The sequence below is a fragment of the Deinococcus sp. Leaf326 genome (assembly GCF_001424185.1).
In the GTDB taxonomy this organism is placed as follows: Bacteria; Deinococcota; Deinococci; order Deinococcales; family Deinococcaceae; genus Deinococcus.
In genome coordinates this window covers 1-26,707 of sequence record NZ_LMOM01000076.1, presented here as the reverse complement: position 1 = coordinate 26,707, position 26,707 = coordinate 1, and the positions used below count along the sequence as shown (strand labels likewise).

General features: G+C 64.7%; 24 protein-coding genes. 12 read left to right on the top strand and 12 right to left on the bottom strand.

The features are described 5' to 3' along the window. Positions 1-9: 9 nt before the first annotated feature. Entirely contained in the window at positions 10-1,350 is a 1,341-nt protein-coding gene (locus ASF71_RS19525; protein ID WP_056303243.1) for a cobyrinate a,c-diamide synthase, read from the top strand. A 268-nt stretch (positions 1,351-1,618) separates the two neighbouring features. Here ASF71_RS19525 and ASF71_RS19520 read toward each other — a convergent pair whose 3' ends face one another. Genes ASF71_RS19520 through ASF71_RS19505 form a run of 4 tightly spaced genes read right to left on the bottom strand, consistent with a single transcriptional unit; the run spans position 1,619 to position 6,634 of the window. Then, a complete protein-coding gene (locus tag ASF71_RS19520) occupies positions 1,619-2,203 on the bottom strand; it encodes a hypothetical protein (RefSeq protein ID WP_156372993.1) in 585 nt (194 codons plus the stop codon). 11 nt (positions 2,204-2,214) lie between these two features. Further along, positions 2,215-3,279 carry an ABC transporter ATP-binding protein gene (locus ASF71_RS19515; protein WP_056303239.1) on the bottom strand — a complete coding sequence of 355 codons (1,065 nt, stop codon included), beginning with the start codon at positions 3,277-3,279 and terminating at the stop codon, positions 2,215-2,217. Then, positions 3,276-5,660 carry an iron ABC transporter permease gene (locus ASF71_RS19510; protein WP_082506222.1) on the bottom strand — a complete coding sequence of 795 codons (2,385 nt, stop codon included), beginning with the start codon at positions 5,658-5,660 and terminating at the stop codon, positions 3,276-3,278. The genes ASF71_RS19515 and ASF71_RS19510 overlap by 4 nt, the downstream gene beginning before the upstream one ends. Next, the gene (locus ASF71_RS19505) at positions 5,624-6,634 is read right to left on the bottom strand and encodes an ABC transporter substrate-binding protein (RefSeq protein ID WP_056303235.1); all 1,011 of its coding nucleotides are present in this window, start codon (positions 6,632-6,634) and stop codon (positions 5,624-5,626) included. The genes ASF71_RS19510 and ASF71_RS19505 overlap by 37 nt, the downstream gene beginning before the upstream one ends. Before the next feature lie 272 nt (positions 6,635-6,906). Here ASF71_RS19505 and ASF71_RS19500 point away from each other — a divergent pair, with 272 nt between their 5' ends. The 5 genes from ASF71_RS19500 to ASF71_RS19480 all read left to right on the top strand — a co-directional run bounded on the left by ASF71_RS19500 (position 6,907) and on the right by ASF71_RS19480 (position 11,481). After that, positions 6,907-8,205, top strand: coding sequence for an extracellular solute-binding protein (locus ASF71_RS19500; protein ID WP_056303234.1), 1,299 nt, complete (start codon positions 6,907-6,909; stop codon positions 8,203-8,205). After that, entirely contained in the window at positions 8,192-9,832 is a 1,641-nt protein-coding gene (locus ASF71_RS19495) for an ATP-binding protein (protein ID WP_056303232.1), read from the top strand. The genes ASF71_RS19500 and ASF71_RS19495 overlap by 14 nt, the downstream gene beginning before the upstream one ends. After that, a complete protein-coding gene (locus tag ASF71_RS19490) occupies positions 9,832-10,515 on the top strand; it encodes a response regulator (RefSeq protein ID WP_056303230.1) in 684 nt (227 codons plus the stop codon). Before ASF71_RS19495 ends, ASF71_RS19490 begins: the two co-directional genes overlap by 1 nt. Positions 10,516-10,806: 291 nt before the next feature. Then, positions 10,807-11,049 (top strand): type II toxin-antitoxin system Phd/YefM family antitoxin, encoded by a 243-nt coding sequence (locus ASF71_RS19485; protein ID WP_056303227.1) that lies wholly within the window; start codon positions 10,807-10,809, stop codon positions 11,047-11,049. Next, positions 11,050-11,481 carry a type II toxin-antitoxin system VapC family toxin gene (locus ASF71_RS19480; protein ID WP_056303225.1) on the top strand — a complete coding sequence of 144 codons (432 nt, stop codon included), beginning with the start codon at positions 11,050-11,052 and terminating at the stop codon, positions 11,479-11,481. It begins immediately after the preceding gene. Positions 11,482-11,647: 166 nt separating this feature from the next. Here ASF71_RS19480 and ASF71_RS19475 read toward each other — a convergent pair whose 3' ends face one another. Further along, positions 11,648-12,172 (bottom strand): DUF4188 domain-containing protein, encoded by a 525-nt coding sequence (locus ASF71_RS19475; RefSeq protein ID WP_056303222.1) that lies wholly within the window; start codon positions 12,170-12,172, stop codon positions 11,648-11,650. An 88-nt stretch (positions 12,173-12,260) separates the two neighbouring features. Between ASF71_RS19475 and ASF71_RS19470 the strand changes: the two genes are divergently transcribed. Beyond that, positions 12,261-12,830, top strand: coding sequence for a PadR family transcriptional regulator (locus tag ASF71_RS19470; RefSeq protein WP_056303220.1), 570 nt, complete (start codon positions 12,261-12,263; stop codon positions 12,828-12,830). A 428-nt stretch (positions 12,831-13,258) separates the two neighbouring features. Next, a complete protein-coding gene (locus ASF71_RS25925) occupies positions 13,259-13,381 on the top strand; it encodes a DUF6440 family protein (RefSeq protein ID WP_369815028.1) in 123 nt (40 codons plus the stop codon). A 495-nt stretch (positions 13,382-13,876) separates the two neighbouring features. On the opposite strand, the gene ASF71_RS19465 is transcribed toward ASF71_RS25925, so the two are convergent. Continuing rightward, entirely contained in the window at positions 13,877-15,070 is a 1,194-nt protein-coding gene (locus ASF71_RS19465) for a branched-chain amino acid ABC transporter substrate-binding protein (protein ID WP_235514631.1), read from the bottom strand. 891 nt (positions 15,071-15,961) lie between these two features. Here ASF71_RS19465 and ASF71_RS19460 point away from each other — a divergent pair. Together ASF71_RS19460 and ASF71_RS19450 are read left to right on the top strand one after the other, a co-directional pair. Further along, a complete protein-coding gene (locus ASF71_RS19460; RefSeq protein WP_156372990.1) occupies positions 15,962-16,384 on the top strand; it encodes a hypothetical protein in 423 nt (140 codons plus the stop codon). Between the two features lie 329 nt (positions 16,385-16,713). Continuing rightward, positions 16,714-17,649 carry an NAD(P)/FAD-dependent oxidoreductase gene (locus ASF71_RS19450; RefSeq protein ID WP_162243145.1) on the top strand — a complete coding sequence of 312 codons (936 nt, stop codon included), beginning with the start codon at positions 16,714-16,716 and terminating at the stop codon, positions 17,647-17,649. Between the two features lie 10 nt (positions 17,650-17,659). Here ASF71_RS19450 and ASF71_RS19445 read toward each other — a convergent pair whose 3' ends face one another. The 3 genes from ASF71_RS19445 to ASF71_RS19435 all read right to left on the bottom strand — a co-directional run bounded on the left by ASF71_RS19445 (position 17,660) and on the right by ASF71_RS19435 (position 19,130). Beyond that, positions 17,660-18,172: an iron chaperone gene (locus ASF71_RS19445; protein WP_056303213.1), complete on the bottom strand. Its 513-nt coding sequence runs from the start codon at positions 18,170-18,172 to the stop codon at positions 17,660-17,662. 92 nt (positions 18,173-18,264) lie between these two features. Further along, the gene (locus ASF71_RS19440; protein WP_056303211.1) at positions 18,265-18,675 is read right to left on the bottom strand and encodes a VOC family protein; all 411 of its coding nucleotides are present in this window, start codon (positions 18,673-18,675) and stop codon (positions 18,265-18,267) included. 5 nt (positions 18,676-18,680) lie between these two features. After that, positions 18,681-19,130 carry a helix-turn-helix transcriptional regulator gene (locus ASF71_RS19435; RefSeq protein ID WP_056303208.1) on the bottom strand — a complete coding sequence of 150 codons (450 nt, stop codon included), beginning with the start codon at positions 19,128-19,130 and terminating at the stop codon, positions 18,681-18,683. 24 nt (positions 19,131-19,154) lie between these two features. Here ASF71_RS19435 and ASF71_RS19430 point away from each other — a divergent pair, with 24 nt between their 5' ends. Both ASF71_RS19430 and ASF71_RS19425 read left to right on the top strand, forming a co-directional pair. Then, complete coding sequence (locus tag ASF71_RS19430; protein ID WP_056303207.1) at positions 19,155-19,430, top strand: hypothetical protein; 276 nt, start codon at positions 19,155-19,157, stop codon at positions 19,428-19,430. Between the two features lie 330 nt (positions 19,431-19,760). Beyond that, entirely contained in the window at positions 19,761-20,948 is a 1,188-nt protein-coding gene (locus ASF71_RS19425) for an ATP-binding protein (protein WP_082506220.1), read from the top strand. A gap of 14 nt (positions 20,949-20,962) precedes the next feature. Here ASF71_RS19425 and ASF71_RS19420 read toward each other — a convergent pair whose 3' ends face one another. The 3 genes from ASF71_RS19420 to ASF71_RS19410 are packed head-to-tail and all read right to left on the bottom strand — an operon-like array spanning position 20,963 to position 25,758. Continuing rightward, positions 20,963-21,766, bottom strand: a complete 804-nt coding sequence (locus tag ASF71_RS19420) for a sensor histidine kinase KdpD (RefSeq protein WP_056303203.1) — start codon at positions 21,764-21,766, stop codon at positions 20,963-20,965. 18 nt (positions 21,767-21,784) lie between these two features. After that, entirely contained in the window at positions 21,785-22,510 is a 726-nt protein-coding gene (locus ASF71_RS19415) for a GAF domain-containing protein (protein ID WP_056303201.1), read from the bottom strand. 35 nt (positions 22,511-22,545) lie between these two features. Next, positions 22,546-25,758, bottom strand: coding sequence for a PAS domain-containing protein (locus tag ASF71_RS19410; RefSeq protein WP_082506219.1), 3,213 nt, complete (start codon positions 25,756-25,758; stop codon positions 22,546-22,548). Positions 25,759-26,707: the final 949 nt, after the last annotated feature.

The window sequence follows — 26,707 nt, the reverse complement described above, 5'->3', positions numbered from 1 at the left end:
TCACCTGCCATGCCCCGACTGGTCATCGCCGCGCCGCATTCGGGCAGTGGTAAGACGACCGTCGCCTCGCTGCTGTGCCTCGCCTTCCGTGAACGTGGGCTGGCGGTGCAGCCCTTCAAGCTCGGCCCCGACTACCTCGACCCCACGCACCTCACGCGGGCGGCGGGGCGTCAGGCGCGCAATCTCGATACCTTCCTGTTACCGCGCGCGCGGGTGCCGGAGCTGTTCGCCCGCGCCGCGCAGCACGCCGACCTCAGCATCGTCGAGGGCGTCATGGGCCTGTATGACGGCCGCGATCCTCTCAGTGACGAACACTCTACCGCTGACCTCGCCCGGCTGCTGGGCGCGCGGGTGGTGCTGGTGCTCGACGCGCATGGTATGGCCCGTACGGCGGCGGCGGTGGCTGCTGGGCTGCGGGATTTCGGGACCGGAACGGACATCGCCGGCGTGATTCTCAACCGCGTGGGGAGTCCCCGCCACGCCGAGCTATGCGCCGCCGCGCTGGCGCAGGTCGGACTGCCCACCTTCGGTTATGTGCTGCGGGACCAGACTCTGCACCTGCCCTCGCGCCACCTGGGTCTGCTGAGCGCCGAGCAAGCGAGCTGGGCCGAGGAAGACGCGCGCCGCGCCGCCCTGACCCTTGACCTGGACGCGCTGTTGGCCGCCGCCGGGGCCCCGGCCCTGCCCATCCCGCCCACGGTGCAGGCTGTACCTACCCGCGTGCGCCTCGCCTACGCGCACGACGAGGCCTTTCACTTCTACTATCCCGACGCGCTCGACGAGCTGCGGCTGGCCGGGGCCGATCTCGTGCCTTTCAGTCCATTGCGGAACGCGGGGCTGCCGCCGGACGTGGCGGGGCTGCTCCTCGGCGGCGGCTACCCCGAGGCCCACGCCGCCGAGCTGAGTGCCAACGTGGCCATGAGGTCGGCCATCCGCGCCTTTGGCGCGTCGGGGCGGCCCGTGGTAGGTGAGTGCGGCGGCCTGATGTACCTGTCGGAGACGCTGGAAGACGCTTCCGGCACCGTGTTCGACATGTGCGGTGTGGTGCCCTACCGCACGCGGATGCTGCCGAAGGTCACGCTGGGTTACCGCGACGCGTCCGTCCTCGCCGATTCACCGCTGGCCCCCGCCGGCGCGGCGCTGCGCGGTCACGAGTTTCACCACTCGGTCCTCACCCACGCGCCCACGCACCCCGCCTACCGCTGGACCAGTACGGACGGGCGACCGGTTCTGGAGGGTTACGCGCACGGCAACGTGCTGGCCAGCTACCTGCACCTGCATCTGGCTGCCGATCCGGCGCTGGCGCGGCGGCTGATGGCGGCGTGCGCGGCGACGCTGCCTTCGACCTAGCCGCGGTAGGAAGAAAGCCGGCTGCGGTTCCTGAAGGACCGTGGAGGGCGGGATGGAGTGAGTCATGGCCGGCATTCAACCACGCGCAAAACGGAGACCAAGAGCCAAGCTCCGGCAAAAGAAAGACGAAAGCGCCCCTTTAAAGGGGCGCTTTCCGTTTGAGAAGACTGGAGATGCTTCTGGCCATACCGTGGGCACATCATTCAGGTTCGGCGCGCTCCGTCCCCACTTTTCAACCTGCCCGTGCCGGGCCCCTTCTCGCGGTCGCCTACTGGGTGCCGAGCCAGTCGACGCTCTGGACCGCGCTGCGCAGGTTCTTGACTTCACCGAGAGAAGTCACGGGCTGAATCAGGGCAGCGGTACTGGCGGTGGCATTCAGCAGCAGTGAGGTCAGGCCGTCCGGCCCGGTCACGGTCGTGTATGTTCCGGTGGCCCCCGGCTCAAGGGTGGCGGCGACGTTCTGACTGGCGCCCGCCGACTCGCTGGAGATGACGTAGAGGGGCGCCTTCCCCATGTTTTTGACCGTCCAGCCGACTTCGACTCCGGCCACAGGATTGCCGTCCTTGTCCGTGGCGAGCACCGGGACGATCACCTCTCCGACATCGTCGCTGGCGACCGTGGGCGTGGTCCCCGTGCTGGCGGGAGCAGTGACCTCGACATCCTGAAGCTCGACCTTGGCGACCGGCATCTGAGTGATCGGTGCCTGAGCTGCCGTGGGCGCCGGGGGTGTGGGTGCCGGGGTCGAGACAGCCGGCTGAGCACTGACCGGGGGCAGGGCAGGGATCTGGAAGATCGTCATCTGGGCGCTGGCTGCGCCAAGCAGCAGGACAGTGGTCATGAGAACAGTACGCATGGAGAACTCCTTTAGGCAGGGAGAATGTAGAGGCCGTTGTTGCGGAAGCTCAGGTGGACCGCTGTTCCGTTGGCGAGAACCTGGGCGTCCGAGGGCGGAGCGATGAGCACCTCTCCGGCGGGTGTGTCGATGGTGTACTCGGTGACCGCTCCCAGGTACGCGCCGGTCGTGACCCTGCCGCTCAGGCCCTGAGCCGCAAAGGCGATGGACTCCGGCCGGACGAGCACCCGTACCTCGCCCTGGGGAGCGCCGGGTTGCACGAACGGCAGGCTCACGCCCTCGAAGCGCAGGGTCTGGCCGTCGTAGTACCCGCGCAGCAGGTTTGCCTCACCGACGAAATCGGCGACGAAGGCGTTGGCCGGCCGGCGGTAGAGGTCCTCGGGGGTGCCGAGTTGCTCAATGTGCCCGGCACTCATGACGACCACCACGTCGGAGATGGCGAGCGCCTCAGCCTGGTCATGGGTCACGTAGACGGCCGTGATGCCCAGGTCCTGCTGGATGGCGCGGATCTCGTTGCGCATCTTGCGCCGGAGCTTGGCGTCGAGGTTGGAGAGCGGCTCGTCGAAGAGCAGCACCTTGGGTTTCATGACCAGGGCGCGGGCCAGCGCGACCCGCTGCTGCTGCCCGCCCGAGAGCTGGCTGGGCGCGCGCTGCGCGTAGCCCTTCAGGCCCACCAGGGCCAGGGCGTCCTCGGCCGCCGCCAGTGGCGCGGGGTGCTTGGTGATGCGCAGGCCGTAGGCGACGTTTTCCCCGACGCTCAGGTGCGGAAACAGGGCGTAGCTCTGGAAGACCATGGTCACGTCGCGCTGCGCGGCCGACAGGTGGGTTACGTCCTCGCCGTCGATGAACAGCTTGCCCTCGCTCACGGTTTCCAGGCCCGCGATCATGCGCAGGATGGTGGTCTTGCCGCAGCCCGACGGGCCGAGCAGGGTCACGAGCTTGCCGGGTTCGATTTCCAGGTTCGCGGTCTGAACGACGACATTCTTGCCGTAGCGTTTGGTGACCCCCTGGAGGGTGACGGGCGCCGCCGCCTTGTTCTGGATTCGGGGGGTGGGCGGAGTCAGTATTGCCGTCATGAGGTTCCCCTGGAATTGGTGCCCCACCGGTTCACCGCGAGGTTCATCAGGGTGATGACCACCGCCAGCGTGATGACCAGGAGGGCAGAGAGGGCGGCCGCGTCCCCGAGCTGGCCACGTTCCACCATGCTCAGCACTTCGCTGGTCACGACCTTGTGGTCCGGCGAGATCAGGAAGATGATCTGCGAGATGGCCGTCATCGAGCGGACGAACGCGAACACTACGGCCGAGATCAGCGCCGGGCGGATCAGGGGCATGACCACCCGCCAGAGGGTCGTGACGCTGCTGGCGCGCAGGGTGGTGCTCGCCTCCTCCAGCGAGGGGTCGATCTGGCGCAGGTTGGCGACCGCGCTGCGAATCCCGACAGGCATGTTGCGGAACACGAATGCGATCACCAGGATCAGCATGGTGCTGGTCATGTACCCGAACCCGCTGTTGAGCGCCAGAACGTAACCGATACCGATGACGGTGCCCGGTACCGCGAACGACAGCAGCGAGCCGAGTTCGATAAAGCCGCGCCCAAAGAATTTCTGCCGGGTGATCAGGAAGGCGATCACGACACTGAGCATCAGGACGGGAACTGCGCTGATGAAGGCGATCTTGAGGGTGTTGAGGAACACGTCCATCGAGCCGGTCGAGAGGTTGCGCAGGTGCTCCAGCGTGAACGTGTTGTTGAAGCCCCAGAGTTTGACGAGCGCGCCGAACAGCATGCTGCCGTAGACCGCGCCGACGAACAGCACCCAGACCATGAACACGAGCAGCAGGGCGCGTTCGAGCACCGGGGGCAGCGGGGTGAGGGTGCTCTGGAGCGGCTTACCGGTCACCGTTGTGAAGTTGGTGCGGCCCAGCCAGGCCTGCTGCACGAGGAACGCCGTGATGCTCAGGGCCAGCAGGACCGTGCCGTACACCGAAGCCTCGCTGGGGTTGAATTCCACCGCGAAGTACACCTCGGTGGACAGAAACGAGCCGCCCATCACGAAGGGATTGCCGAAGTCGGCGAGGCTCTCGATGACGGTGAGCAAAAAGGCGTTGGCGAGGCCGGGGCGGACCAGCGGCCAGATCACGGTGCGCAGGACCTGCCCGCGGCTCGCGCCGAGGGTCACGGCTGCTTCTTCCAACGTGCCGTTCAGGCTCCGAACGACCCCGACCAGGACCAGATAGGCGATAGGCGTATAGGCGAGTGTCTGGGCGATGCCCACGCCGAGCGGCCCCAGCAGGGCGTCGGTGTCGAGACCGAACAGGCCCTTGGTGATCAGGCCCTGGCGGCCCAGCAGGAAGATGAGCGAAAATCCGATCACGAAGGGCGGCGTGATGATCGGCAGCAGGGAAAAGACGTTCAGGAGCCGGGCAGCCGTGGTCCGTCTGCGGGTCATCCACCACGCCAGCCCCAGGCCTGCCAGGACCCCCAGGCCCTTGAACAACAGGCCGAATCCCTGGGTTTCAGGCGTGCTGGACAGCAGTGATCCTGTAGCGTACCCGGCCAGCCCCAGCGGCAGGAACAGGTAGGGGCCAAACGCAGCGGTGCTGCGGGTACCCAGGAGCGCGAACGCGAAGGCCAGGGCGGTTGAGGCCGTGGCCACGCTGACTGACAGGAGCAGGCTGTTACGCAGCGCCCCGAAGCCGAACAGGACGGCCGCGCACACGGCGGTACCGAGCGCCGCCAGCACGGTGGTGCGCAGCAGGGGCCACAGGGCGTAGCGTTTCCAGAGCGACCAGGCCAGCCCGGCCACGCCGCCGATGCCCGTCAGGACCTGTACGAGCAGGGTCTCGCTGCGGGGGGTTGTGGTGTTTTCCAGCACGAAGAAAGCCGGCGAACTCAGGACGCTGCGGAAGGCCTCAAGGCTGAAGCCCGACTCACCGAACGCGTTGCGCAACACCTTGAAGAGCGGGAACATCACGAACAGGATGAGAAACAGGCCCACCCAGAGCGTGGCGCTGGCGATGAAGCGGTCCGCCTTGATGACCCCTGTATCCGACAGCGCCATGCCCGTGATGGACAGCAGGGCCAGCGAGGTCAGCACGGCCCCCAGGTCGGCGGGCTTGTTGACCGAGACGATAAAGAAGGCCGTGACCACGAAGCCGACCAGGCCGAGCGCGAGGGTGGGCCACGCCCGCGCCCGCCTGGGCAGGAAGCTGAGTGCCAGCGTGCCCGCCAGGGTCAGGAGCGGAATCCAGAGCACGGGCGACGCGCCCAGGGTCTGGAGCGCGCTGTCGCCGCCCGCCAGGAATGCCCGGCTGGGCCGCAGCCAGGGCAGGAAGACGAAGGCCAGCAGCCCCAGCAGGGGCCAGAGCAGTTGCCCCCACTGGACGCCGCCCACCCCGCGCGCCGGGTTCAGGGACGGACCTACCGCCGTGGTAATGGGAACACCTCCTTGGTCCATGTGGAGATCAGGCGAGCGCGGGTCGCGGTGTCACCCCACTTGGCAAAGTCGTAGTCGATGAGCTTGATCTTGCTCAGGTTGGGCGCGGCGGCGGCGACCGGCGTCTTGCTGTTCGACTGGATCTGGAAGGACTCGACCGTCGCCGCGAGCTTCTGCGTCTCCGGCTTCAGCACGAAGTCGATGAACTGCTTGGCCGCCTCGGCGTTGGGCGCGCCCGTCACGAGGCTCACGCCGCCGATCTCGGTGCCGGTTCCCGATTTTGGAGCGACGGCGCGTACCGGAAATCCGCGCACGTTCTGGGCCACGGCGTCGTGCATGAACGTGACCCCTATGGCTACCTCACCGCGCGCGGCCAGGAACGCCGCGCCGCTGCCCGGCCGGGTGTAGCCGTTGCGCGGGACGTTGTTGTGGATCTTTTTCAGCAGATCGAAGGCCGCTTTTTCGCCGTAGATCTGGATGAGGGTGGTGATCATGGTGTAGGCGGTGCCCGAGGTGTTGGGGTTGGGCATGGCGACCAGGCCCTTGTACCGGGGATCGCCCAGGTCGGTCCAGTCGGCGGGCACCGGCAGGTTGCGGCGCTTGAGTACCGTGTCGTTCACCGCGAAGCCCAGGGCGCCGGTATAGAGGGGAACGTAGGCGTTCTTGACCTGCTGGCGAAGGGAAGGGTACAGGTCGTTCCAGGCTTTGGGCTTGTAGTACGTCAGGAGTTTTTCCCTGGTCCCCGCCTCGTGCACGTCGCCCGTGCCGCCGAACAGCACGTCGAAGCTGGGGTTGGCCTTTTCCGCCCGGAGCCGCGCGAGCGATTCGCCGGCCGACAGGCGCAGGAATTTGGCCTCGCCGCCCGTCTCCTTCTTGTAGGCGTTGGCGACCGCCTGACACCAGTCGGCCTGGGCGCCGCAGACGAAAGTGAGACTGCTCTGGGCAGAAGCGGTGGTCATCGAGAGCAACAGGGCCAGACTGAACGTTCGGTTCATGACATCCTCCAGAAGAGCAGTGGGGGGCACGGTCCCCACGGCGCGTGACGCCGCCACAGGCATGGACGGTCCCTGCGGACGGCCCGGCGGCAAAGAGACGAATTGTGCTGCTCCACGAGTGTGCAGACCACCCGGCCGCGACTCAAGCTTTGGTTCATTGAGTTCAGACGCGGCCCCTGTGAAATCTGGCGGCCGCGTCTAGACTGAACACAGTCGTGAAAATCGGTTGTTTCAGCAGGTCTGCGCGGTCACTGCTTCCGTTCTCCGGACAGATGACACGCCTTGTCCTGTTCCTCGCCCTGCTGTGCGGCGCGGGACAGGCCGGCGCCGCTCCTGCGCCGGTGCGCGTGGAGTTCTGGCACGTGTTCACGGACGCCCCCCGCCGCGAGTGGATGCAGCAACGGGCGGCCGAATTCGCCCGGACGCACCCGGGCACGGTAGTCGTTCCGGTGCCGTTCCGCAATTACCCCGAGACCTTCCAGGCGCTCGCCACCGCCGCCCGCACCGGCAAGGCGCCCGCCCTGGTCCTCATCTCGGAGGCGGGTACTCAGCTCGCCATCGACAGCATGCTCTTCCGGCCCTACCCCCGGGCGCTCGTGCAGCAGCTCGGCGACTACTGGCCGGCCGTCACGCGGTACTACACCGTGGGGACCCAGGTCTACGGCCTGCCTTTCAACACGTCGTCTCCCGTGCTGTACGCCAACCTGAACCTGCTGGGGCGCGCAGGTAAAGCGGCGCGGCCGCTGCCGGACACGCTGGAGGCACTTGAACACAGCTGCGAGCAGCTCGGGAAGGTCCGGGCGGCGGCGCGGTGCCTCACCTTTCCGGTGGACGCCTGGTACTTCGAGCAGTGGGCCGCGCAGCAGGACGCTCTGTGGGTCGACGGGGGCAACGGCCGGCAGCGGCGGGCCACGCAGACCTTCCTGAACAGCGCGGCCATTGAGCGGCCCCTGAGCTGGCTCAAGCGCATGAACGACAGGGGGTACTACGTCCAGACCGGCGTTCACGAGGACAATGCGGGCGCCGTCGAGCTGTTCCTGAAGGGAAAGACTGCTTTTTTGCTGACCTCCTCCTCCCGCATCGGACAGGTCATGGAAGGCGGGCGCAGGGCTGGGTTCTCCGTCCAGGTCGGAAAGATGCCGGTGCCGTCCGGAAGCGCCCGCGTGGGCGTCGTCGTGGGGGGCAGCAGCCTGTGGATTCCGCGCGAACTGCCCACCCGGACGGCGCAGGCCGCGCAGGACTTCGCCCTGTTCCTGAGCAGTACGCAGAATCTGGCGGCCTGGCACAGACTGAGCGGATACGATCCCCTGCGCCAGAGCAGCGTGGACCTGCTGAAGCGGCAGGGCTGGTTCCGGACAGGCGAGCCGCACACGGTCGCGTTCCGGCAACTGCGCGACACCCAGCCCACGCTGGCCACGCAGGGCGCCCTGTTCGGCAGCTTCTACGAGGTCCGGGCGGTGATGGCGGCCTGCATCGACCGTGTTCTGGCGGGGGCGGAGGTCCACAAGACGCTCGATGCCGCCAAGGTCCGCGCCGATCAGATTCTTCAGGCCTACAATGCGCGCTTCTAGCCCGACGTTCCAGCCGCAGCAGGCTGTTCAGCTGGCGCGCGCGGTGATTCCGCCGGCGCGGTGGCGGCGCTGGCGCATGTGGCAGCGGTTCTTCTGGACCCAGGTGCTGATCTTCACCTTCCTGACCCTGGTTCTGGGCGCCGTGCAGTACACGTCCCTGACCGGCCGTACCCGTCAGGAGTACGGCGACCGCGCCCTGATGCTCTCGCGGACGGTCGCCACCATGCCCACCGTCCAGACCTATTTCACGCGGCCCGAGATTCCGTTGCAGATCGATCCGTTGTTGCAGGCCATCAGCCGGGACATCGGCGCGGATTTCCTGGTGGTGGGAGGAAGGCTGGGGATGCGCTATGCCCATCCCTTTCCCGCCGACCTGGCCCAGAAGATCAGTGTCTCCTCAAGTACGGACGACGTGCTCGGCGGTGGCGATCCGGTCGAGGTCGGCACCCGGCAGCTCAAGGACTTCATCTGGGGCAAGGCGGAGGTCATGGGTCCGGGCCAGACCATCATCGGTGTGGTCTCCACCGGATTTCGCCTGCCCACCGTACAGGCCAGCGTGCAGGGGGTCATGCGCGCCCTGCTGCCGTGGTACGGCTTCAGCCTGCTGTTCGCGCTCCTGAGCAGCCTGATCGTGAGCCGCCGGCTCCGGCGCGACCTGTTCGACCTGGAGCCCGACCAGATTTCCGGTCTGGTCTCGCAGCACCACGCGGTTCTCACGGCCCTGGAGGACGGGGTCCTGGTGCTTTCGGGGCAGCAGGTTACGCTGGCGAACCAGCGGGCGCTGGACCTGCTGCGGGTCCACGAGGTGGCGGCCCTGCCCGCTCTGCCCGCCCTCTGGCCGGAACTGCACGCCCTGCTGCGGGCTGCAGCGGACCAGACGCTGGTCAGCCGTCCTCTGACCCTGGCCGGGCACTCCATGCTCGTCACGCGGTCGGTGCTGCCCAGTCAGCAACACCTGATCCTGTTCCGCCGCCGCGAGGAGGCCATGCGGCTGGCCGAGGAGTTGACCCAGACCCGGCAGTACGTGAATCTGCTGCGGTCCCAGACACACGAATTTACCAACCGGCTGCACACCATCGCGGGCCTCATCCAGATCGGCCGTGCGGAACTGGCCCTGCAGATCGTTCAGCGCGAATCCGGCGAGGCGCAGGAGATCAGCGACCGGGTCCGCAGCATTGCGCCTCCGCGCCTGGCCGCCCTGCTCGTCGGCAAGTTCGCCCGGGCCCGCGAACTGGGGACCGAGCTGCGACTGGACGAGGCCTGTGGTCTGGAAGATACCTGGCCGGAGCCGGTGATCGACGCCCTCGTGCTCGCACTGGGCAACCTGATCGAGAACGCCTTCGACGCCGTGCAGGGCCGGCCGGAGCCGGTCGTCTCCGTCCTCCTCGGAGAGGATCACGAAGGCCTGCAACTCGAAGTGCGCGACACCGGCCCCGGCCTGACCCCGGCTGAGCTGGAGCGCTGGCAGACCGCCGGATTCACGACCAAGGGGCCCGGACACGGCCAGGGACTGACCCTGATCCGGCAACAGCTCTTCGGTCTACAGGGTCAGCTCGAATACCGGCGCATGGAGGGGGAGACGGTCTTCATCGTGAGTATTCCCCGGCCTTCGCGGGGCACCTGGTGATGTCGCCGGAGTTTCTCAGCCGGGTCCTGATTGTCGAGGACGACGACCTCGTCCGGACCGTTCACCGCGCCCTGATTGAGGAGACGCCGGGCTTCCAGGTGGTCAGTGCGGTCGGCACCCTCGCCCAGGCGCAGCGTGATCTGGCCGACCTGTCGCCCGATCTGCTCCTCGTCGACATCTATCTGCCCGACGGCAGTGGCCTGGACTGGATCCAGGGCCTGCCCCGCACCTCCGCTGCGCCGGACGTGATCATGATCACGGCGGCCAACGATCTGCCGACCGTCCAGCACGCGGTCCTCAGCGGCGTACTCGATTTTCTGATCAAGCCGTTTCACCGCGCCCGACTTCAGACCGCGTTGCAGCGCCACCAGGAGCGCCGGCGCCCCCAGTCGCTGGCCCACCTGACCCAGCAAGGAGTCGACCGTCTGCTGCGCCACGACCCCGTGGCCCACCTGCCCAAGGGCATTGACGCCGCGACCCTGCAGAAGGTCCGGGAGACGCTGAACCGCACCGACGAAGCTCTGAGCGCGGAACTGGTCGGTCAACGGATCGGCGTGAGCCGGATCACGGCGTGGCGCTACCTGGAATATCTGGCGACCGTTCACCTCATAGAGATGGATATCGAGTACCGCCCTACCGGGCGCCCTCTCAAGCTCTACCGGCGCCTCCGTGCCGAGTCGTGAGAACTGGCTCCAGTCATGGATAGCTAGCTGCAGGTCGAGGCTGTGCTCGGGGGCAACTTCGTGGACGTAAGACTGATGGCCAAACGGCAGTGGTTCGGAGGGGTGAGGTGAGGACCTCAGTGCCAGCCCGGCCAGGTCCCGCCTTGTTTTTCCAGAGGACACAGGGCCAGCAAAATGCAGCGTCCTGATGAACCGCCTCGACCCTCAGCGCTGCTGGTGGCCGTACTTGCGGAGAGTCCAGGCTCTTGCATGGATTTCTTTTGTAGTCTTGTCACTACAAAGGAGCCGACGATGACGACGATCAGTGCACGGGAGTTCAATCAGCAGGTCAGCAGGGCCCGTCAGGCAGCCCTCGAGGAGCCGGTCTTCATTACGGAGCGGGGCCGGCCGCGCCATGTGCTGCTGAGTATCGAGGCGTATGAGGCGCTGTTGGGCGGCCAGATGTCCATCGTCGATCTTCTCCATTTCGGAGGCGACCTGGACGTGGAATTTCCCAGGGCTCAGGGTCTGGCGCAGGCCGCGGAGTTCGACTGAATGTACCTCCTCGATACGGACACCGTTTCCGAGTTACGCAAGGTGAAGGCTGGACGGGCCGATAAACACGTCGCCCAGTGGGCACAGCGGGTTCTGACGACCGAACTGTATCTCTCGGTCATCACGGTTCAGGAATTGGAACTCGGCCTCCTGCTTCAGGAGCGCCGGGATGCAGAGCGGGGCCACGCGTTGCGGGGATGGGTCGAAGGTCAGGTGCTCCCTGCCTTTGCCGGTCGCCTGTTGCCGGTGACGGTGGCTATCGCGCGCCAATGTGCTGCGCTGAACGTGCCTGAGACGCAACCTGAACGGGACGGCTTGCTGGCCGCGACTGCGCTGATCCATGGGTTGACGCTGGTGACGCGGAACGTCAGTGACTTTCAGGGGACTGGCGTGACCCTGCTCGATCCCTGGCAGGCCCAGCCGGAGGACTGACGGGGGAGGATCGCCGTGATTCCTTTGCAAACAGCTCCCCTATGGGGAGGGTCAAGTGAGTGGTAATCCTCAGACCAACGCAGGTGTGGGTACAGTGTGGGCAGCTTAAGGAGGCGCAGCCTGTGGCCTATCTGGCGCGGTTGCCGTGTCTGAGGCCAGAAGTTGCTCAGCTCGGGTCAGGCTGCGCCGCGCCAGCCTGACCCGGAGTTACAGGATGGCCTGTCAAGCGGCCCTGAGCCGTCTGACGGTGCCCTCTGGCCTCCACCAACCGTCCGGCGCGGCCCAGACCGTAGGCCGGCATATCCACATACACCGTTTCATATTGCCCCGGTCCGACCACATAGGTTTCGTGCCAGATCCCAACCGCCCCCTGGGCCTGCCGTGCCCGACGGTTGAAGGCGCCCCACTCGGGCAGGTGCACCTGGTCCCGGCTGCGGGCGTAGGCGTTGAGACTGTCCACGTCACGCCAGTACTGCACCAGCGTCCCGCCCTGCATCTGTGTGGCCAGCAGGCCCAGTTCCGGTTGCTGGGCCAACTCGCGCAGCATCTTCGGCATGGCCAGGGCCACGGGCAGCCAGACCCATACCTTCCAGGGCTGGTTGATACGCATCCCGATCAGGAAAACGACGAAGCCCCCGTCCAGTTCGGCGGTCAGGCGGCGGGGGGTGGGGGGTGCGGTGTGCTGTGACATAGGTCCTCCTGAAGGCCCCCATCAGACTCCAATAGTCTATATTGGACAGTCCAAATTAGATGGTCTGGACCAAGAGTACACTGAGAAGGTGAGCGACACAAGCCTGAGCCCCTCGTCCTACATCGTGCTGGGGCTCATCGCCCAGCGTGGCCCCAGCACCTCGTATGACCTCAAGCGCTGCGCCGACGAGTCGGTCGGTTATTTCTGGCACTTCCCCCGCTCTCAGCTCTACGCCGAGCCGCAGCGCCTCGTGGGGTTGGGTTTGTTGCGCGAGGAACAGGAGTCAGGGGGACGGCGCAGGCGATTTTTCGACCTGACCGGCCCGGGCCGCGCGGCGCTCCGGGACTGGCTGCGGGCGCCTGCAGGTATGCCGGAACTTCGTGACCTGGGGTTGCTCAAACTGTTTTTCATCGCGGATGAGCCGGAAGCGGCGCTACGTTCGCTGGCCCAGGAGCAACTGGCAGTGCACCGCGAGCGGATGCGGGAGTACGAACAGATTCAGGCTGATATGAGCGGTGACGCGCTGGTCCCTGCGTCCCTGCGAACGCTGCGCATGGGGTTTCTTTACGAACAGGCCAACCTTGCCTTCTGGACGGAGGTTCTGGGTGGTATTCATGATGCAGGTGAAGAAGGGGCTATGCCTCGTGGCGCCCACTGACATGACGGGAAGCCAGTCTGGCCAGCCCCTCCCATCACATTGTCGGATTGAGACGGGGTCGGCGCCGCGCGGAAAAGTGCAGACTCGTTCTATTCAGAACGAGCTGGTGGTCTGATTGAGACTTACTGGTTGAGCCGTGCCGGCACCCCTCAGGTCTATGCCCCGAACCCCGCCGCAGATCGAATACTCGGCCAGCTGCGCCCACCGCTCCGGATCAGAGTACAAGTAAATACCGGTAGTTCATCGACTAGGGGTAACCTGATGTCTAGAGGCCGGCTCTATCGCTGTACGCTCAATTACTCAGTAGTGAAAACCAATCGTTTTGTCGAAGCCGTTGCAAAGCCTCAAGGATGATCAGCAGTGCTCCATGAACTAGTTTTTCATGCCTCTTAAACTCTGCTACATGTATTTCTGGATAGAAGACTTATATGGTGAGGGAGAAACGCTTTGAGACGGTCCATGAGGAAAAGACTTTCGGCAAGGTGGTTGAGGTGATCTGCGACCGCGAAACAGGGGTCTGTCACCTCTACAAAGTGGGGCGGTACAGGTGATGGCCTGACCGTACTTGTGGATAGAGAAGGTAAGCCCCTTGTGATGGCCGGCTCTACCCAGAGCTGAGCGAGCTGGGGAGAAGCCAGCCTTTCTTCGAGTGCCACCTTGCATTCCTATAACGGCTGTAATCCTGATTTTCTATGGATAATAATTCCACTCCAATCACTGTAGAAAGATTTCCAGTCTGCTGATCGGCACTGGCTGAATTGCGCATTGATACCGAGAATCTCATCTGACCTCCCGGGTATTTGATGTGTTGCGGAGGAGTGTATCTGAAACATTCCTCCGTAACTATAGACTTCTGCCCGGATGATTATTTGCCACACGGCTTACTCTGTACGGTATTCATATTCAGAGTGAGCCTGTTGAGGGATTGTTTCTGTACTCAAGTTCGGAGCGCTCAGTTATAATAGGACATAGTGCTCCATATAGTTGGAGAGCGTAGGCTACAGCTTCTGAGCAAATCCTACAGCTGACGTGTCCTGGTCGGCTTCCTATCTCAGACTTTCGGCAGCGACGGTCTTGGTACTCAGAATGTTGGCTTTGGCATCACTGCCCAGACGCATCAACATCACGCGGGTTCTCATCCGTTCCCCGCGCGGGTCGAATGCCACCGGCCCCGAAATGCTTTCACATAACAGCGCACTCTTGTTGACACAGGCCTCGAACTTGACCTTGCGTACTGCGCCGCTCACGTCCGCGCGGGTTGGGAGAACCGCTGGAGACTTCAGAGTCGTATTGATCGCACTCAGCAGAACGTTCGCTGCGTCATAGGCCATCAGGGCGCGGCCGGTCGGAGCCGACTTGTACCGGGCCGTGTACTGCTTCTCGAACACTTCGGAACCGGAATAGGCGCTGACCGGACCATAGACGGTCGAGTAGACGACGCCGGCGGCAGCACTCCCGGCGCGCTTGGCGAAACTCGGCGCATCCAGACCGTTTCCCCCGATGAACAGAGCGGTGACCCCTGCTGTGCGCAGAGCCCGGACGAGTTCTGCGCCCGTGTCGTCACTACCGCCGAAGTACACGGTGTCGGGCTGGCTGTCGACGATCCGCTTGACGGCGCCTGCCAGCGCGGCAGCGTCCGAGATGCCGACGTAGCCGCTGACGGTGATGTTGCGCCGTCTCAGCTGATCCTGAACACTCGTCGAGAGGCCATTGCCGTAAGCCGTATTGTCGGAGACGATGTAGACGTTTTTCGCGTTGGCTTCTTCCTGAAGGTACGTCGCGGCCGCGATGGCCTGGGCCCGGTCAGGGGCGACGAGACGACTGAAGGACTTCCAGCCGTGAGTCGTCAGCGTGTCGTCGGTACTCGACGGAGAGACAGCCGCGAGCTGAGCCCCCTCGAAGACCTGAGCGATCACGTTGGATACACTGGAATTCACAGCACCCACGACGCCGACGATGGCCGGATCAGCCACGATGTCACGCGCGATGCCGCCCGCACGGCTGGCCGACGCCTGATCGTCGAAGGGAACGAGAAGCAGATCGTAGCCCTGGGATTTGAAGGCGCGGGCGCGCGCTTCGACAGCGAGTTCGACCCCGCGGCGTAGTTCGGTGCCGATGGGACTCAAGTCGCCTGAGAGCGGACTGACACTCGCGATCTTGAGGGTCGCGGCCTGGGCGAAGCTCGACAAACCGATGAGGACGAACAACGAATGCCGAAGTACGGTTTTTGCGCTAGACATGCTGCACCTCAGGAAAGGCAGACCAAAGGAAGATGGCCGGCGGTAAGAGACGGAAGGGAACGCGGCGCTGTAGCCGAAAAAGTTATTGTTTAGACCTCATCTTTGAAAGACTGGAATACCAAAAATATTACTTTTCGTCAGAGGAACTAAATTTGCCCTGTTGTTCAGAAGCCGATGTGGGCTGTGAGGTCAGTACGACGTCTACAAGGCTGCGGAAAGCATGTTCGATCTGGCTGCCCATGAACCTGACGCTGCACGAGGAAGTGTTGGTAACCGCATCTGGGGGGGTGGGGGGTGGGTGCCTCACCTGAGCAACAGCCACCGTAGGGAAACAGGCCTCCAGGTGGCTCCTCGGGGCTGGGTCAGGGTAGAGGTCTTCCTGCTCAGAAGGTAGAGGCGTTTCTGGTTGACCATGAAGTTGCGAGGCCTTGCCTGAACATGGACTGGACGTGCGTATAGGCTTGACCAGCCTCGAGGCGAGCGGCTACCTGGAGGGCGACCAAGTCGCTTGGCCGGTCCGGTATTGAGCGGCAGTTGAATCTGCCGGCTTGCACCTGCCACCTCAGGGCCTCGCCAAGCACGCGGTACCGCTCGGTGTAGGTCCTGAGACAGTGGGACCACTTCTGCTGGCGCCGCAGCCCGTAGGGAGGGTCGTGCGCGTAGCCTCGCTTGACGTTGGGTGCGAGGCCGACACCCATGAAGGGGGAAAGGAAGCGCGTTGCTGGGCATCGAATTTCTTGTTGTCGATGGAGGCCTGCTGGGGCGTCCTCCTGGGCCTGGGGATGAGGGGCACCTCCAGGCGGAACAGGGCCAGGCCGGCGATAACGCACCCGTTACAGACCACCTGATATAGCGGGTCCCATGCCGAGCTGCGAGACCACCATTCATACCTTGCTCGAGCATCCTAACTATCTCCTGCATGCCCGTGAACTCCCTCCCGAGCTCTACCACTACCGGGCGCGGCCTGTGGACCACCTCTGGATGGAGAACGTCGGTGGACGACCCGTGACCCTGCGCAGTCTGACCTGGCACTGGGGCACACCCGCCGGTCCGCAGGAACTGCGTGACGATCTGAACGTCGCGCTCGACCCTCTTCAGACCACGACGATTCTGGATGTTTACGGTCAGACGCGGTACGGCTCCCGGGCAGTCCAGAACGGCCAGCCTCAGTTCGGGCAGCGCGTAGGCATGCACACGGTCGGTCTGGAGCTGAAGACGTGCAGGGGAGCGCGGGAAATCTGGTTCGACGTGCGGTGGGGGTACGCCGTGGGAAAGGACCAGAGTGCCTTCTTCGTCTCGGATGTCCACCACTGAGGCGGGACGTTTTGGCAGTGAGGAGGCCAGAGGGGAACAGGCAGGTAGGCAGGGATGGGCCCGGCTACCCGGGCTCAAGCTGTTCCTGTGCCAGGGTGGACCGTTGCGTAATAGAAGGCAGCTTGAAGCGTCCGAGTGTGACCGGCGGGCTGTACGCACGCTTGTCTCTCCTGGTACTGCCCGGACAGAGTGATAAACAATGATCATGAGGGCGACTTGGTGGTCGGCGAGCCTCTCTTCTCTGAGTCCCACCCCATCCCCTCTACAGCCCCTTATGGATTGTGCATTCCAGGGTTGACCAACATGCAAAAATCCTATCTATTGATAACGTGATATCAAAAGATGCTTCCTTCGATGTGGTCATAGTTGGTGCCGGGAGCGCTGGACTGAACGCCGCTCTCGTTCTCGGCCGTGCCCGGCGCTCCACTCTACTTCTCGACTCGGGTCCACCCCGCAATGCCCCAGCTCAGGCCTCCCACGGCCTCCTCACCCGCGACGGCACCCCACCTCTCGAACTCACCCGCCTCGCCCGCGAACAACTTGCCCCCTACCCTGTGACCCGCCTCGCCCGCCTTGCCGAAGGAGTCGTTCCTGCTCAGGAGGGCTTCGCCGTCACGCTGGAGGGCGGCAACACCGTCCACGCTCGCCGCCTATTGCTGGCTACAGGCGTCACCGATCTCCTTCCCGACATTCCCGGCCTGCAGGAGGGCTGGGGCACGACCGTCCACCACTGTCCCTACTGCCATGGCTGGGAAGTTCGCGATCAGGACCTCGCCGACCTGATTCCCGGCGGCGGCGATATGGCCTACCACCGCGGCGTCCTGCTGCGGCAATGGACGCCCCACCTGGTCCTGCTCACCCACGGCCCTGCCCATCTCACAGCTCAGCAACAATCGAACCTCGATGACCTGGGCGTCCGCATTGATGAACGTCTCGTCGCCCAGTGGGACGGACGAAATGTCACTTTCGAGGACGGTACCCGGCTCGGCCGTGACACCCTGTTCGTGACCCCTGGGCAGGCACAGCGCTCCGCCCTCCCTGAGCAACTCGGCTGTGCCCGCATCGACCGTGGCCCACTGGCCGGCGTGCTGCTGGCTGTCACTCCCGAGACGGGGCTAACCAGCGTTCCTGGCGTATATGCTGCGGGCGACATGATCGGCGAGCAGCAGGTTGTTCTGGCGGCGGCCAGTGGCGCGCGGGCTGCCGCCGCCATTAATGCCGATCTGTGTTTCGGGGACGCCTCGCGGTGGACCATTCACACCTGATCTCTCCGGCTCAGTCCCTTTTCGACTGACTGGGCAGCCCCTCGCTCACGGCTCTCCTCACGAGCGCGTCGATCTTCGCCTCTCCTTCGGGGGTCCACGTCGTCAGGGCGAAGGTCGTTGGCCACAAGGTGCCCTCGTCGAGATTTGCCGCGTCACTGAAGCCGATCGTCGTATACCGCGTCTTGAATTTAGACGCACTCTGGAAAAAGCAGACCACCTGACCTTCCCTGGCATAGGCGGGCATGCCATACCAGGTTCTCGGCAGGAGCTCCGGCGCCGCCGCACCGACGAGCGCGTGGAACTGCTCACCCAGAGTGCGGTCTGGTTCCGGCATCAGGGCGAGGGCAGCAAGAACCGCGCGTTCCCCCTCCGCCCGGTTCCTGCCCAGGCGCGCCTCTGCCTTGAGCTCCTGGGTACGGGCCTTCATCGCCGCTCGTTCCTCCGCTGTGAATCCCTGCGGCTCCGTTGTTCTGGCTGTACTTCTGGACGGTTGTGCCAGCTTGCTGGGGGGCTTCACGGTCATCTATTGTTCCTCCTATGCAGGGCTGAACTTATATGTCGGCGTCCGGAGCAGGCTGGGGCTCTGGGGGCTTTCATCAGTTTTCTCCATGGTGCTCAGCGCCGCTCCTGAATCCGCAGGAGATTTCCCGCCGGGTCCCTGACCGCGCAGTCACGAATCCCATAGGGCTGCGCCGCCGGTTCCTGGACGATCTCGATGTCGTGGCCCTGAAGAAGTCCAAATGTGCCGTCGAGGTCCACCGTGGTCAGGATGAGTGTGGCGTATGACCCCTTGGCCATCATCTCCGCGATGCTGCGGCGCTCATCATCCGTGATCCCGGGGGTGGCCTCTGGTGGGTACAGGACGATGGACGGACCTGCCTGGCCGGGGGGCCTGACTGTCAGCCAGTGCATCCCGTTGTACCCGACGTCGTCGAGCACCTCGAAACCGAGCAGGTCACGGTAGAAGGCCAGTGCGGCTGCGGGACCGGTATGAGGGAGGAAGGTCTGGTGGATGAGCAGGTCCATGGCATTCACTCTAGGCGCGCTCCCGGCTCTGACGCTTCTCGATTTCTGACCGGTCGGGTGACCTGTTTCGCCACACAGGGGGGCATGGCGACTACTGTTTGTCTGGCCTGGCGGAGATAGGCGCTGAGAGACATCCCAACCAGTTCGGTGAAGCGGGTGCTGAAGGTCCCGAGAGAGGTGCACCCGACCTCAAAGCAGACCTGGGTGACGTTCAGGTCGCCTCGGCGCAGCAGCGCCATGGCGCGCTCGATACGCCGCGTCATGAGATAGCTGTAGGGCGATTCTCCGTAAGCGAGACGGAACTGGCGGCTGAGGTGCCCCGCCGACATGTTGGCGCCGCGTGCGAGGGTCTCGACATTCAGGGGTTGGGCGTACTCGCGGTCGATCCGGTCGCGGACACGGCGCAGCCGCGCGAGTTCGCGCAGGTGCGGGGTCAGGGCGGAGGTGCGGGTCACCCCCCGAGCATGCCATGTGGGGGAGTGGACCGGGTTCAGATGGGCTTGGGCGCGACCACGGCCCTGATCGCTCGTCTGGTCAAGCGGGGCTTTGTGAAACGGGCTTCCCACTCAACTGCCCGACGCAGTGTCATGGTGCAGTCCCTCAAAGGCGAGAGTACGGACACGCTCAGGCTGGCCGCGGTTCTCGGCCTGCTCTCGGCCTGCCTCAATGGGTTCGATCCAGCAGAGCGGAAGGTGATTTCCGCCTTTCTCCGCGAGGTCGGCCGGGACGTGATGGGAACATTGAAGGAGGGATAGAACCTGCGGATGCCCTCGCCACTCCCCCGTTTCCTTACGTTGCCACGGCTTGACCGGCCCTGAGCCGGCGGACTTTCTTCAAGGGAGGCTCGGTGTGCTGCGGCGGGTGTCCCAGGTGGCTCAAGCGACCACCGGATGACCCAAGAGCAGGAACATCTGTTCGGTCTGCTGGGGTTCCCGGCATACGCATAGGCCGCGCCGAACTGACCCAGCTTCCACATCCGAGACGATAAGGAGCGGTAAGCTCCAGTTCTAATCTTCGGCCGCTGTGGCTCCTCCGCACCCCGTGTCACAGCGGGGACACTTCCCTCCTCTGCCCGGTGAACTCAGATGACCCACCAGCCTCCCTCCCAGCCCACCGACACTCCCTCGTCGGCCCAAGCCCGACTGCAAACGCTGGAAGCTCAGGTCCAGCATCTCCAGGCGGCTGTTGTGCAGGCCAAGGCCCTGTTTCATGGTGCCCCCCAGGCCGCCCTTCTGGTCTCCGCCCAGGGACGTGTGATAGATGTCAATGCCCGGGGAGCCGCCCTGCTCGCGTCTGGCCCTCAGGGGCTCACGGGGCGTCCATTGTTGCCGTTGATCGCTGCGGCCTCCCGGCCCACGTTCACGGCCCTGTTAGGACGAGCCCTTGGAGACCGGGGGGCGCAGACCGGTGAGATTCAGGTGCGGCTCCCGGATGGGCAGGTCCTTGACCTGGCGGTGGAAGCTGTGTCACAGCAGCGGGAAGGCAAGCCGGCCACCTGCCACCTCACGTTGACCGACGTGACGGCGTTCAAGGCCGCCCACCGAACCCTTCTCGACGTCAACCAGACTCAGACGCAGCAACTTCAGGATCAGCGTTACCGGATTCTGCGGCTCGAAGAGGAATTCGAGAGCGTGATGTTCCTCTCGGCCCGGGAGTTGACCAGCACCGTGACCCGCGCCGAGAACTTCCTGACCCTGGTCAAGCCGGGTACCGAGGACGCGGCGCCGCTGGACCACGCTGCCAAGGCCATGCAGCAGACGCAGGCCCTGCTCGATTCGCTCAAAGGGTATATGCGGGCCCGGAACCTGCGAGCCCGCATGCGCAGTGTGGACCTCGGCAAAGTCCTGCGTGAGGTCCTCAAGGAAGTCCAGCCCCAGATGGCGGGGCGTGACGTGCAGGTGACGGCCGTCCCCCTGCCCACCGTGTATGGGGACAGCCAGGTGCTGCAACTGATCTTGCACGAGTATGTTGGCAATGCCCTGAAGTTCACCCGGACCCGCGAACGCGCTCGCCTACATATCCTGGTTCAGAGTACAGACACCGAGTACCGCATCGGGGTTGAGGACAACGGCGTCGGTTTCAACCTGCGCCACAAGGACAAGGCCTTTGAGCTGTTCGGCCGCCTGCATCCCCCAGGCTCGTACGAGGGAACGGGTCTGGGCCTGGCAGTGGTTCGGCGGCTCTGCGAACGTTTCGGAGGGCGGGCCTGGGGTGAAGGCAGGGTCGACCAGGGCGCGACCTTCTGGTTCGCCTGGCCGAAGGCGGCCGAGTAGACCAGAGCTGCGTCTCAGGCCCCCGGCAGGTCATCTCCAAACAGGGCCTCGAGTTCACCCACCTTCTCATCCTGGGGAAAGGTCAGCACTACTTTTCCACCGGTGCTCCGGGCTTCCGCCCAAGCCCAGCCGCCGTGGCGGGCCAGGATACGCCGCACCTGGATCAGGCCGCCGCCCTCTAGCACCGGGACGCCCTGATCTGTGCGGACCACTAGGTCAAAGAGGGTCGCCGCCTCCTCGGCCACGAGGCCTACACCGTCGTCCTCTACCGTAATCTGCACTTCGCCGCCGACGACAGCGCTGTCCACCGTCACGTAGCCCGCGCCGCGTGTGTCACTCAGGGTAAAGGTCATCAGCACCTCCAGGGCCTGCCGCAGGAGCGCCCGGTCTCCCCGCACGATGGGCAGGCGGGCCACCTGCCAGGCCACCGGTCGCCCCGGGAAGTGTGGCAACGCTGCCCGCATCTCCGCGAACACTTCGCCCAAGGGCAGCAGCGCGGCGCTGAGCGGACGCACTTCCAGGTGGGCGAGGTGCCGGAGGTCCTCGGCCACGCCTTTCAGGCGCGCGATCTCCTCCTGAAGGAGCGCGGGGTCGTAGGGGGAAAGGCCGTCGAAAGGCTGCGCGCCGCCTGACAGGCCGGGGCCCAGCAGGTGGCTGAGTTTCTGCGCCGGAGCTTCGAGGTTATGGGCGGTGCGGGTGATGAGATTTCCTAGTTCGGCGTTCAGGTCCGCCAGACGTTCGCGCTGCCGCCCGATCTGTTGCAGCTGGGAGTTGCGTTCTACAGCTAGGCGGAAACTGTCCCCCACGGCGCGGAACACGGCCTTCTCCCGCTCAGTCTAGGCGGGGCGGTCCATGAGGGCCATGCTGAGCATTCCGGCAGGGTGGTCCTGGGGAAACAGGGGGTATGTGGCGATAGCCGTGAAGTGAACCGGAGGAGCGAGTTCGCCAGGGTCCCAATGCTCGAAGAACACGGGTTCCCGGCGCCCGAAGGAAACCTCAAAGCCGGGCAGAGCGGCAGGTACGCCCCCGCGCAGGGCAGCTTCCAGTTCAGGGTCGAGCTGGCCGGAGACATGACGCAGCTGCCAGACTTCTCCTTCGCGTTCGAGGTACACGGTGTTGCCTGGAGACAGCACCTGTTGAAGCACCGCGGTGGCGTATTGCGCGAGGGCCGGCACCTCCTGAAGTTCATTGGCCTGCTCAGCGAATTGGGCGAAGGTGCCCAGTGCTTCGCGTTCCTCGGCCAGGGTACGGACTGCTTCTGCCCGCTCCAGAGCCAGCCCCAGGTTGCGGACGACTGTCTCCAGCATGGCCCGGTCGGCGCCCGACCAGGCACGCTCACCGAAGAGTGCTACAGCGAAAACCCCGACCTGACGGCCACCGACCGTCAGAGGAAGCGTTGCCACCGCGTTCGTGCCGTGCTCCAGAGCGCCCAGGCCATCGGTGTCCGGCGCATAGTGTCCCTGAAAGAACGGCGAGCCGCTCTTCCAAGGTTGGTCGAGACTGGGAATATCACCCCTGTTCAGCCCGGCCTCTACGATCGCCTGGAGAGCCGGGTTGCGCATGTCCCCCACCTGGGTGCGTAACCGCCAGAGGGAACCTAGTACGTCGCAAAGCCTTCCGGGAGCAGAGAGAGGGCGACTTCCTGCCCCCGCCGGATCAGGGCATACGGGTCGAGATGCAGGGCCAGACTGCGGGTCAGCTCTGCGAACGCTTCCAGGGCCCGGTTGCGTGATTCGAACTCGGCGTTGAGCTCCGCCAGTTGGTGGGTCCGTTCTTCTACACGCGCTTCGAGCACCGCAGACTTCTCGCGCAGGTGGTGAATGTCGGTGGCCGCGCCGTAAACCCGGTTGACCTCACCGTCTTCATCTCGCAGAGGAAAGGCATTGACCACGAACCAGCGGTACTCGCCATCGTGACGGCGGATGCGGTGTTCCTGCCGGAGCGGCTGCCCGCACTGAACGGCCTGACCGTACCGCCGGGCTGAGCCCTCGCGGTCGTCCGGGTGAATAGCGTCTGTCCAGCCCCAGCCGGTTGCCTGCTCGAACGTCTGACCGGTGTAGTCCAGCCAACGCTGGTTGTACCAGGGGGTCAACCCGTCCGGTTCGCTTTCCCAGAGCAGATCGGGCACGAGGTTGGCGACGGCCCGGAACCGGGCTTCCGAGGCGCGCAGGGCTTCCTCGGCTCGGGCGCGCTCCACCTCGGACCAGCAACGTCCCACGAGACCCTGAACAAGTGCGATCTCCCCCTCGCTCCAGTGACGCGGCAGCCGTTGATTGACTGCGAGTGCGCAGCGTAGCTTTTCGTCTATTGTCACCGGAACGGACAGGTCCGCGCCGACAGCGATCTGAACGTAGCCTGCCTTCACCTCGGGCGGAAGGCGGCTGTCTTCCTGGGTGTCGTCCACCACGACGGGAAGGCCGGCGCGTTGTAACGACGCGAGGGGTTCCCAGTCCCCGACCGGGAAACGGCTCTCGATGACGGGTACGGGTACGCCCGGGGTGTGGACTGAGGCCGTGATAACGTGCTCGCGCGTGGCCCAGTCCACCTCCGTCCAGTACGCGTGCTCGACGCCGAGCCGTTCGGCAATGAGTCGGCAAGCCGTTTCGGCGACGGCCTGTGGGTCGGTGAAACGGCGCACAGTGTCAGTGAAGCGGACCAGAAAGGCGTTGAGTTCCTCCGCTTGCCGGCGCAGCATCTCCTCCCGTGCCTGCTCCATCGCCGCCCAGGTGCGCTCGGTACTCTCTTCGATCAGGGCGATCTCACCGGAGGTCCAGGGCCGAGCACTTGCAGAGACGGCGAAGATGCACCGAAGCGGACGCCCCTCCCCTCTGCGCAGGGTCGCGGCGACAAGCGCGCCCACGCCGAGTCTGTTCATGTTCTTCCGGTCCAGGTCCGAGAGGCCAGGCGTGTGGGTCACGTCCTCAATCACCAGCGTCCGGTCGAGCATCACCTGGAGAGCCTCCGGGAAATCCGACAGGCGGACACCGTTCGGCAGGGGCGGCATGCGGCCGTTGCCGACCTGATGGGTGAGGTCTGCCCAGTCTTCTTCCAGCTGGTACTCGGCGATGGAACAGCGGTCCAGGCTCAGCTGTTCCAAAAGCAGTCCCAGCGCCCGGTCTGCCACGGCGTTCACGTCGGGCTCAGTCCGTAGGGTCTCGCTGAGCCGTAGCAGAAACACTTGCCGCTCCTTGCTCTCTCTCAGGGCTTCCTCGGCGCGCCTGCGTTCGGTGATATCCGTGACAGAGCCGGTGAGGCGGCGAATACGGCCCTGTTCATCAAGGATCACTACGCCATGGTCGAGGACGTCCAGATAATGGCCGTCCCTGTGACGCAGCCGGTACTCAATCGAGGAGCGACCCGGCAGAAACGGTTGGCCGTATTCGGCCGATACCCGCTCTAGGTCATCCGGATGAATCAGCGCCTGCCACGCCGCCCAGGTCAGCGGCACTTCGCCGGGACTGTATCCCAGAACCCTGCTGAAGCCGTCGCTATACGTGGGCGTGAGGGTCCTCAACGACTCCCGGATGTCCTTAGGGGTGGATGACGAAGCTAAACCGCCCGGCGTAACGTGGAGGGCCTCCAGGTTCCAGGTATAGCTCAGACCATTGGCGGCTTCTTCGGCCAGGCGGTACTGCGCTTCAGAGGCGCGCAGGGCAGCCTGGACACGGAGACGCTCGATGCGCGGAGACAGTTGGCCGGCGACCTCCTGAATCAGCCTAACTTCCAGTTCCGTCCACCGCCGCGGCTGGCTGTCCGCGACGGCGAAATAGGCCTTCCACCGTCCGTCCTGGCTGTAGGGTACGGCCACGTAAGCGCTGATCTTCTGGGCCGCGGCCCCCTCCCTCAGCCCCGCCGCTGCGGGCGAGTCTTCCTGGAGCTCGTTTTGAACGTCGTGAATGATGGTCGTTTCCCCGGCGCGCAACCCACCCAGCCTGTCAGAAGCGATGAACCCGGCAACGGGATAGGTGCCCAGGATCTCTGGCACGTCCAGCGCATGCCAGAAATGCAGGACCGTCACCTCGGCACGGTCCTCATCCACATCCACATAGTGGTAACAGGTCAGTCCCAGATGGGCTGCCAGTTTTAGGCCGACCGTATGGCACAGTTCTTTCTCGCTGGCGAGCTGGCTGAGGTCTCTGGAAATTTCAACCAGAAAGGCCTGATTCGCTTCGCGGTACTTACGCTCCGTGATTTCAAAGGAGGGGACCGCCTGATAGGGATCTTTATACCCACTCAAGCGGTGCCCCAGGAGGTCAGCGACCACCCGAGCCAGCGTCGCGGGAGACAGCACCAGTGTGGCCGTCTGGAGCAGGAGGGTCGGTAAGGCAGCTCCAGTCATTTCTTCTGGACGCTGGACGAGCACGGTGCCGCCTACCCCGCGCAGAGCACGCGCTCCAGCCACCCCCTCCTGGCCCTCGCCGCCCAGGATCACCACGAGCGCACGCGAACCGGCACTGAGGGCTAGGGAGCCCAGCAACTGGTCGAGTGGGGGCGGCGAGGGCCGGTCGTCCTGCGGGGTGAGGGCACAGAGCAGTCCAGGGCGGATGGTGAGAACTTGGCGCGGTGGAGCGACGTAGACGTTGCCTGACTCCAGAACCGCGCCGTCCTCCGCCTCGCGCATAGGAAGGAGTGATAGGCGGCGCAGGTCCTTCAAGGCAGGCTTCTCCTGCGGGGACATGATCAGGACCGCGACGGGCAAGGTGGGGGGAAGCTCGGCCAGCACTGCTAAGGTCGCCTCCGGGGTACCTACCGGGGCAACCAGGACCAGCACGTCGAAGGGTGCGGCGGCAGGCGCAGAGGGTGAAGACATGGATGAGGCATAGTTTAGGCGCGTTCCTTCGGTGCGGGGATGAAATCATTCCCATGTAGGCACACCGTCGTGGTGCCTTCAGCGAATTTTTTCCCGGCGTGTCATGGTGGACGCGGAGCCAGGTGGCGATGTCGTCGTTACGCTCTACGGCCCGCTGATACGAGAACCCCCAGCGTTTCAGTTGTCGGGAGAGGCGCGTGCGATCGAGCCAGATGTCGTAGGTCACGCTGACAACGGGCCGAATATGCGCTGTAGTCCACCTGCTGGTGTCGAGCCCATATTTCGGGGGATCAACATCGAGGATCAGGCCGATCTCATCTCTGAGCGCATTTTTTTATGCCATGCAACGCCACTTGCCACTGTCAGAGGTCAGCGAGAGCTGGAGCAGCCAGCTGAGCTCTATTTCAGACTGTAGCGTCATCTTCCGGAAGCCAATCTATGACCGCCACGTCCAGGCTTGACATCGCCGGATACAGACCGTATTTTTCTGGGCCGGTCTGACCGCTTTATGGCAGACTGGGCTGGTGGGACGGTGCGGTTCGTCCGGGTTCGCCCTCAGTTGCGCCGCAGGCGCTCGGAAGATGTGAGCAGGAGCTTGACAGATTTTCAAGTAAAGGCTATATTTACTGAGTTGCTGACGGGGAAACCCCAGGCANCAGTTGCGCCGCAGGCGCTCGGAAGATGTGAGCAGGAGCTTGACAGATTTTCAAGTAAAGGCTATATTTACTGAGTTGCTGACGGGGAAACCCCAGGCACACCGGAGCTTTCCGCTCCGCGAAGCATGACAACGGAAGATGTTCGAGAAGCAAAGGAACGCCCGACAGGGTGTGCGAGCGGTTTTCTTCGGAAGACTCCAGACTCGAGAGGTCGCAAGACCACAAGCCGGTCTTCGGACTGGCAGTACAGCCTCTGAGAGGCAAGCCAAGCGCAAGCTTGGATCAACAGATCA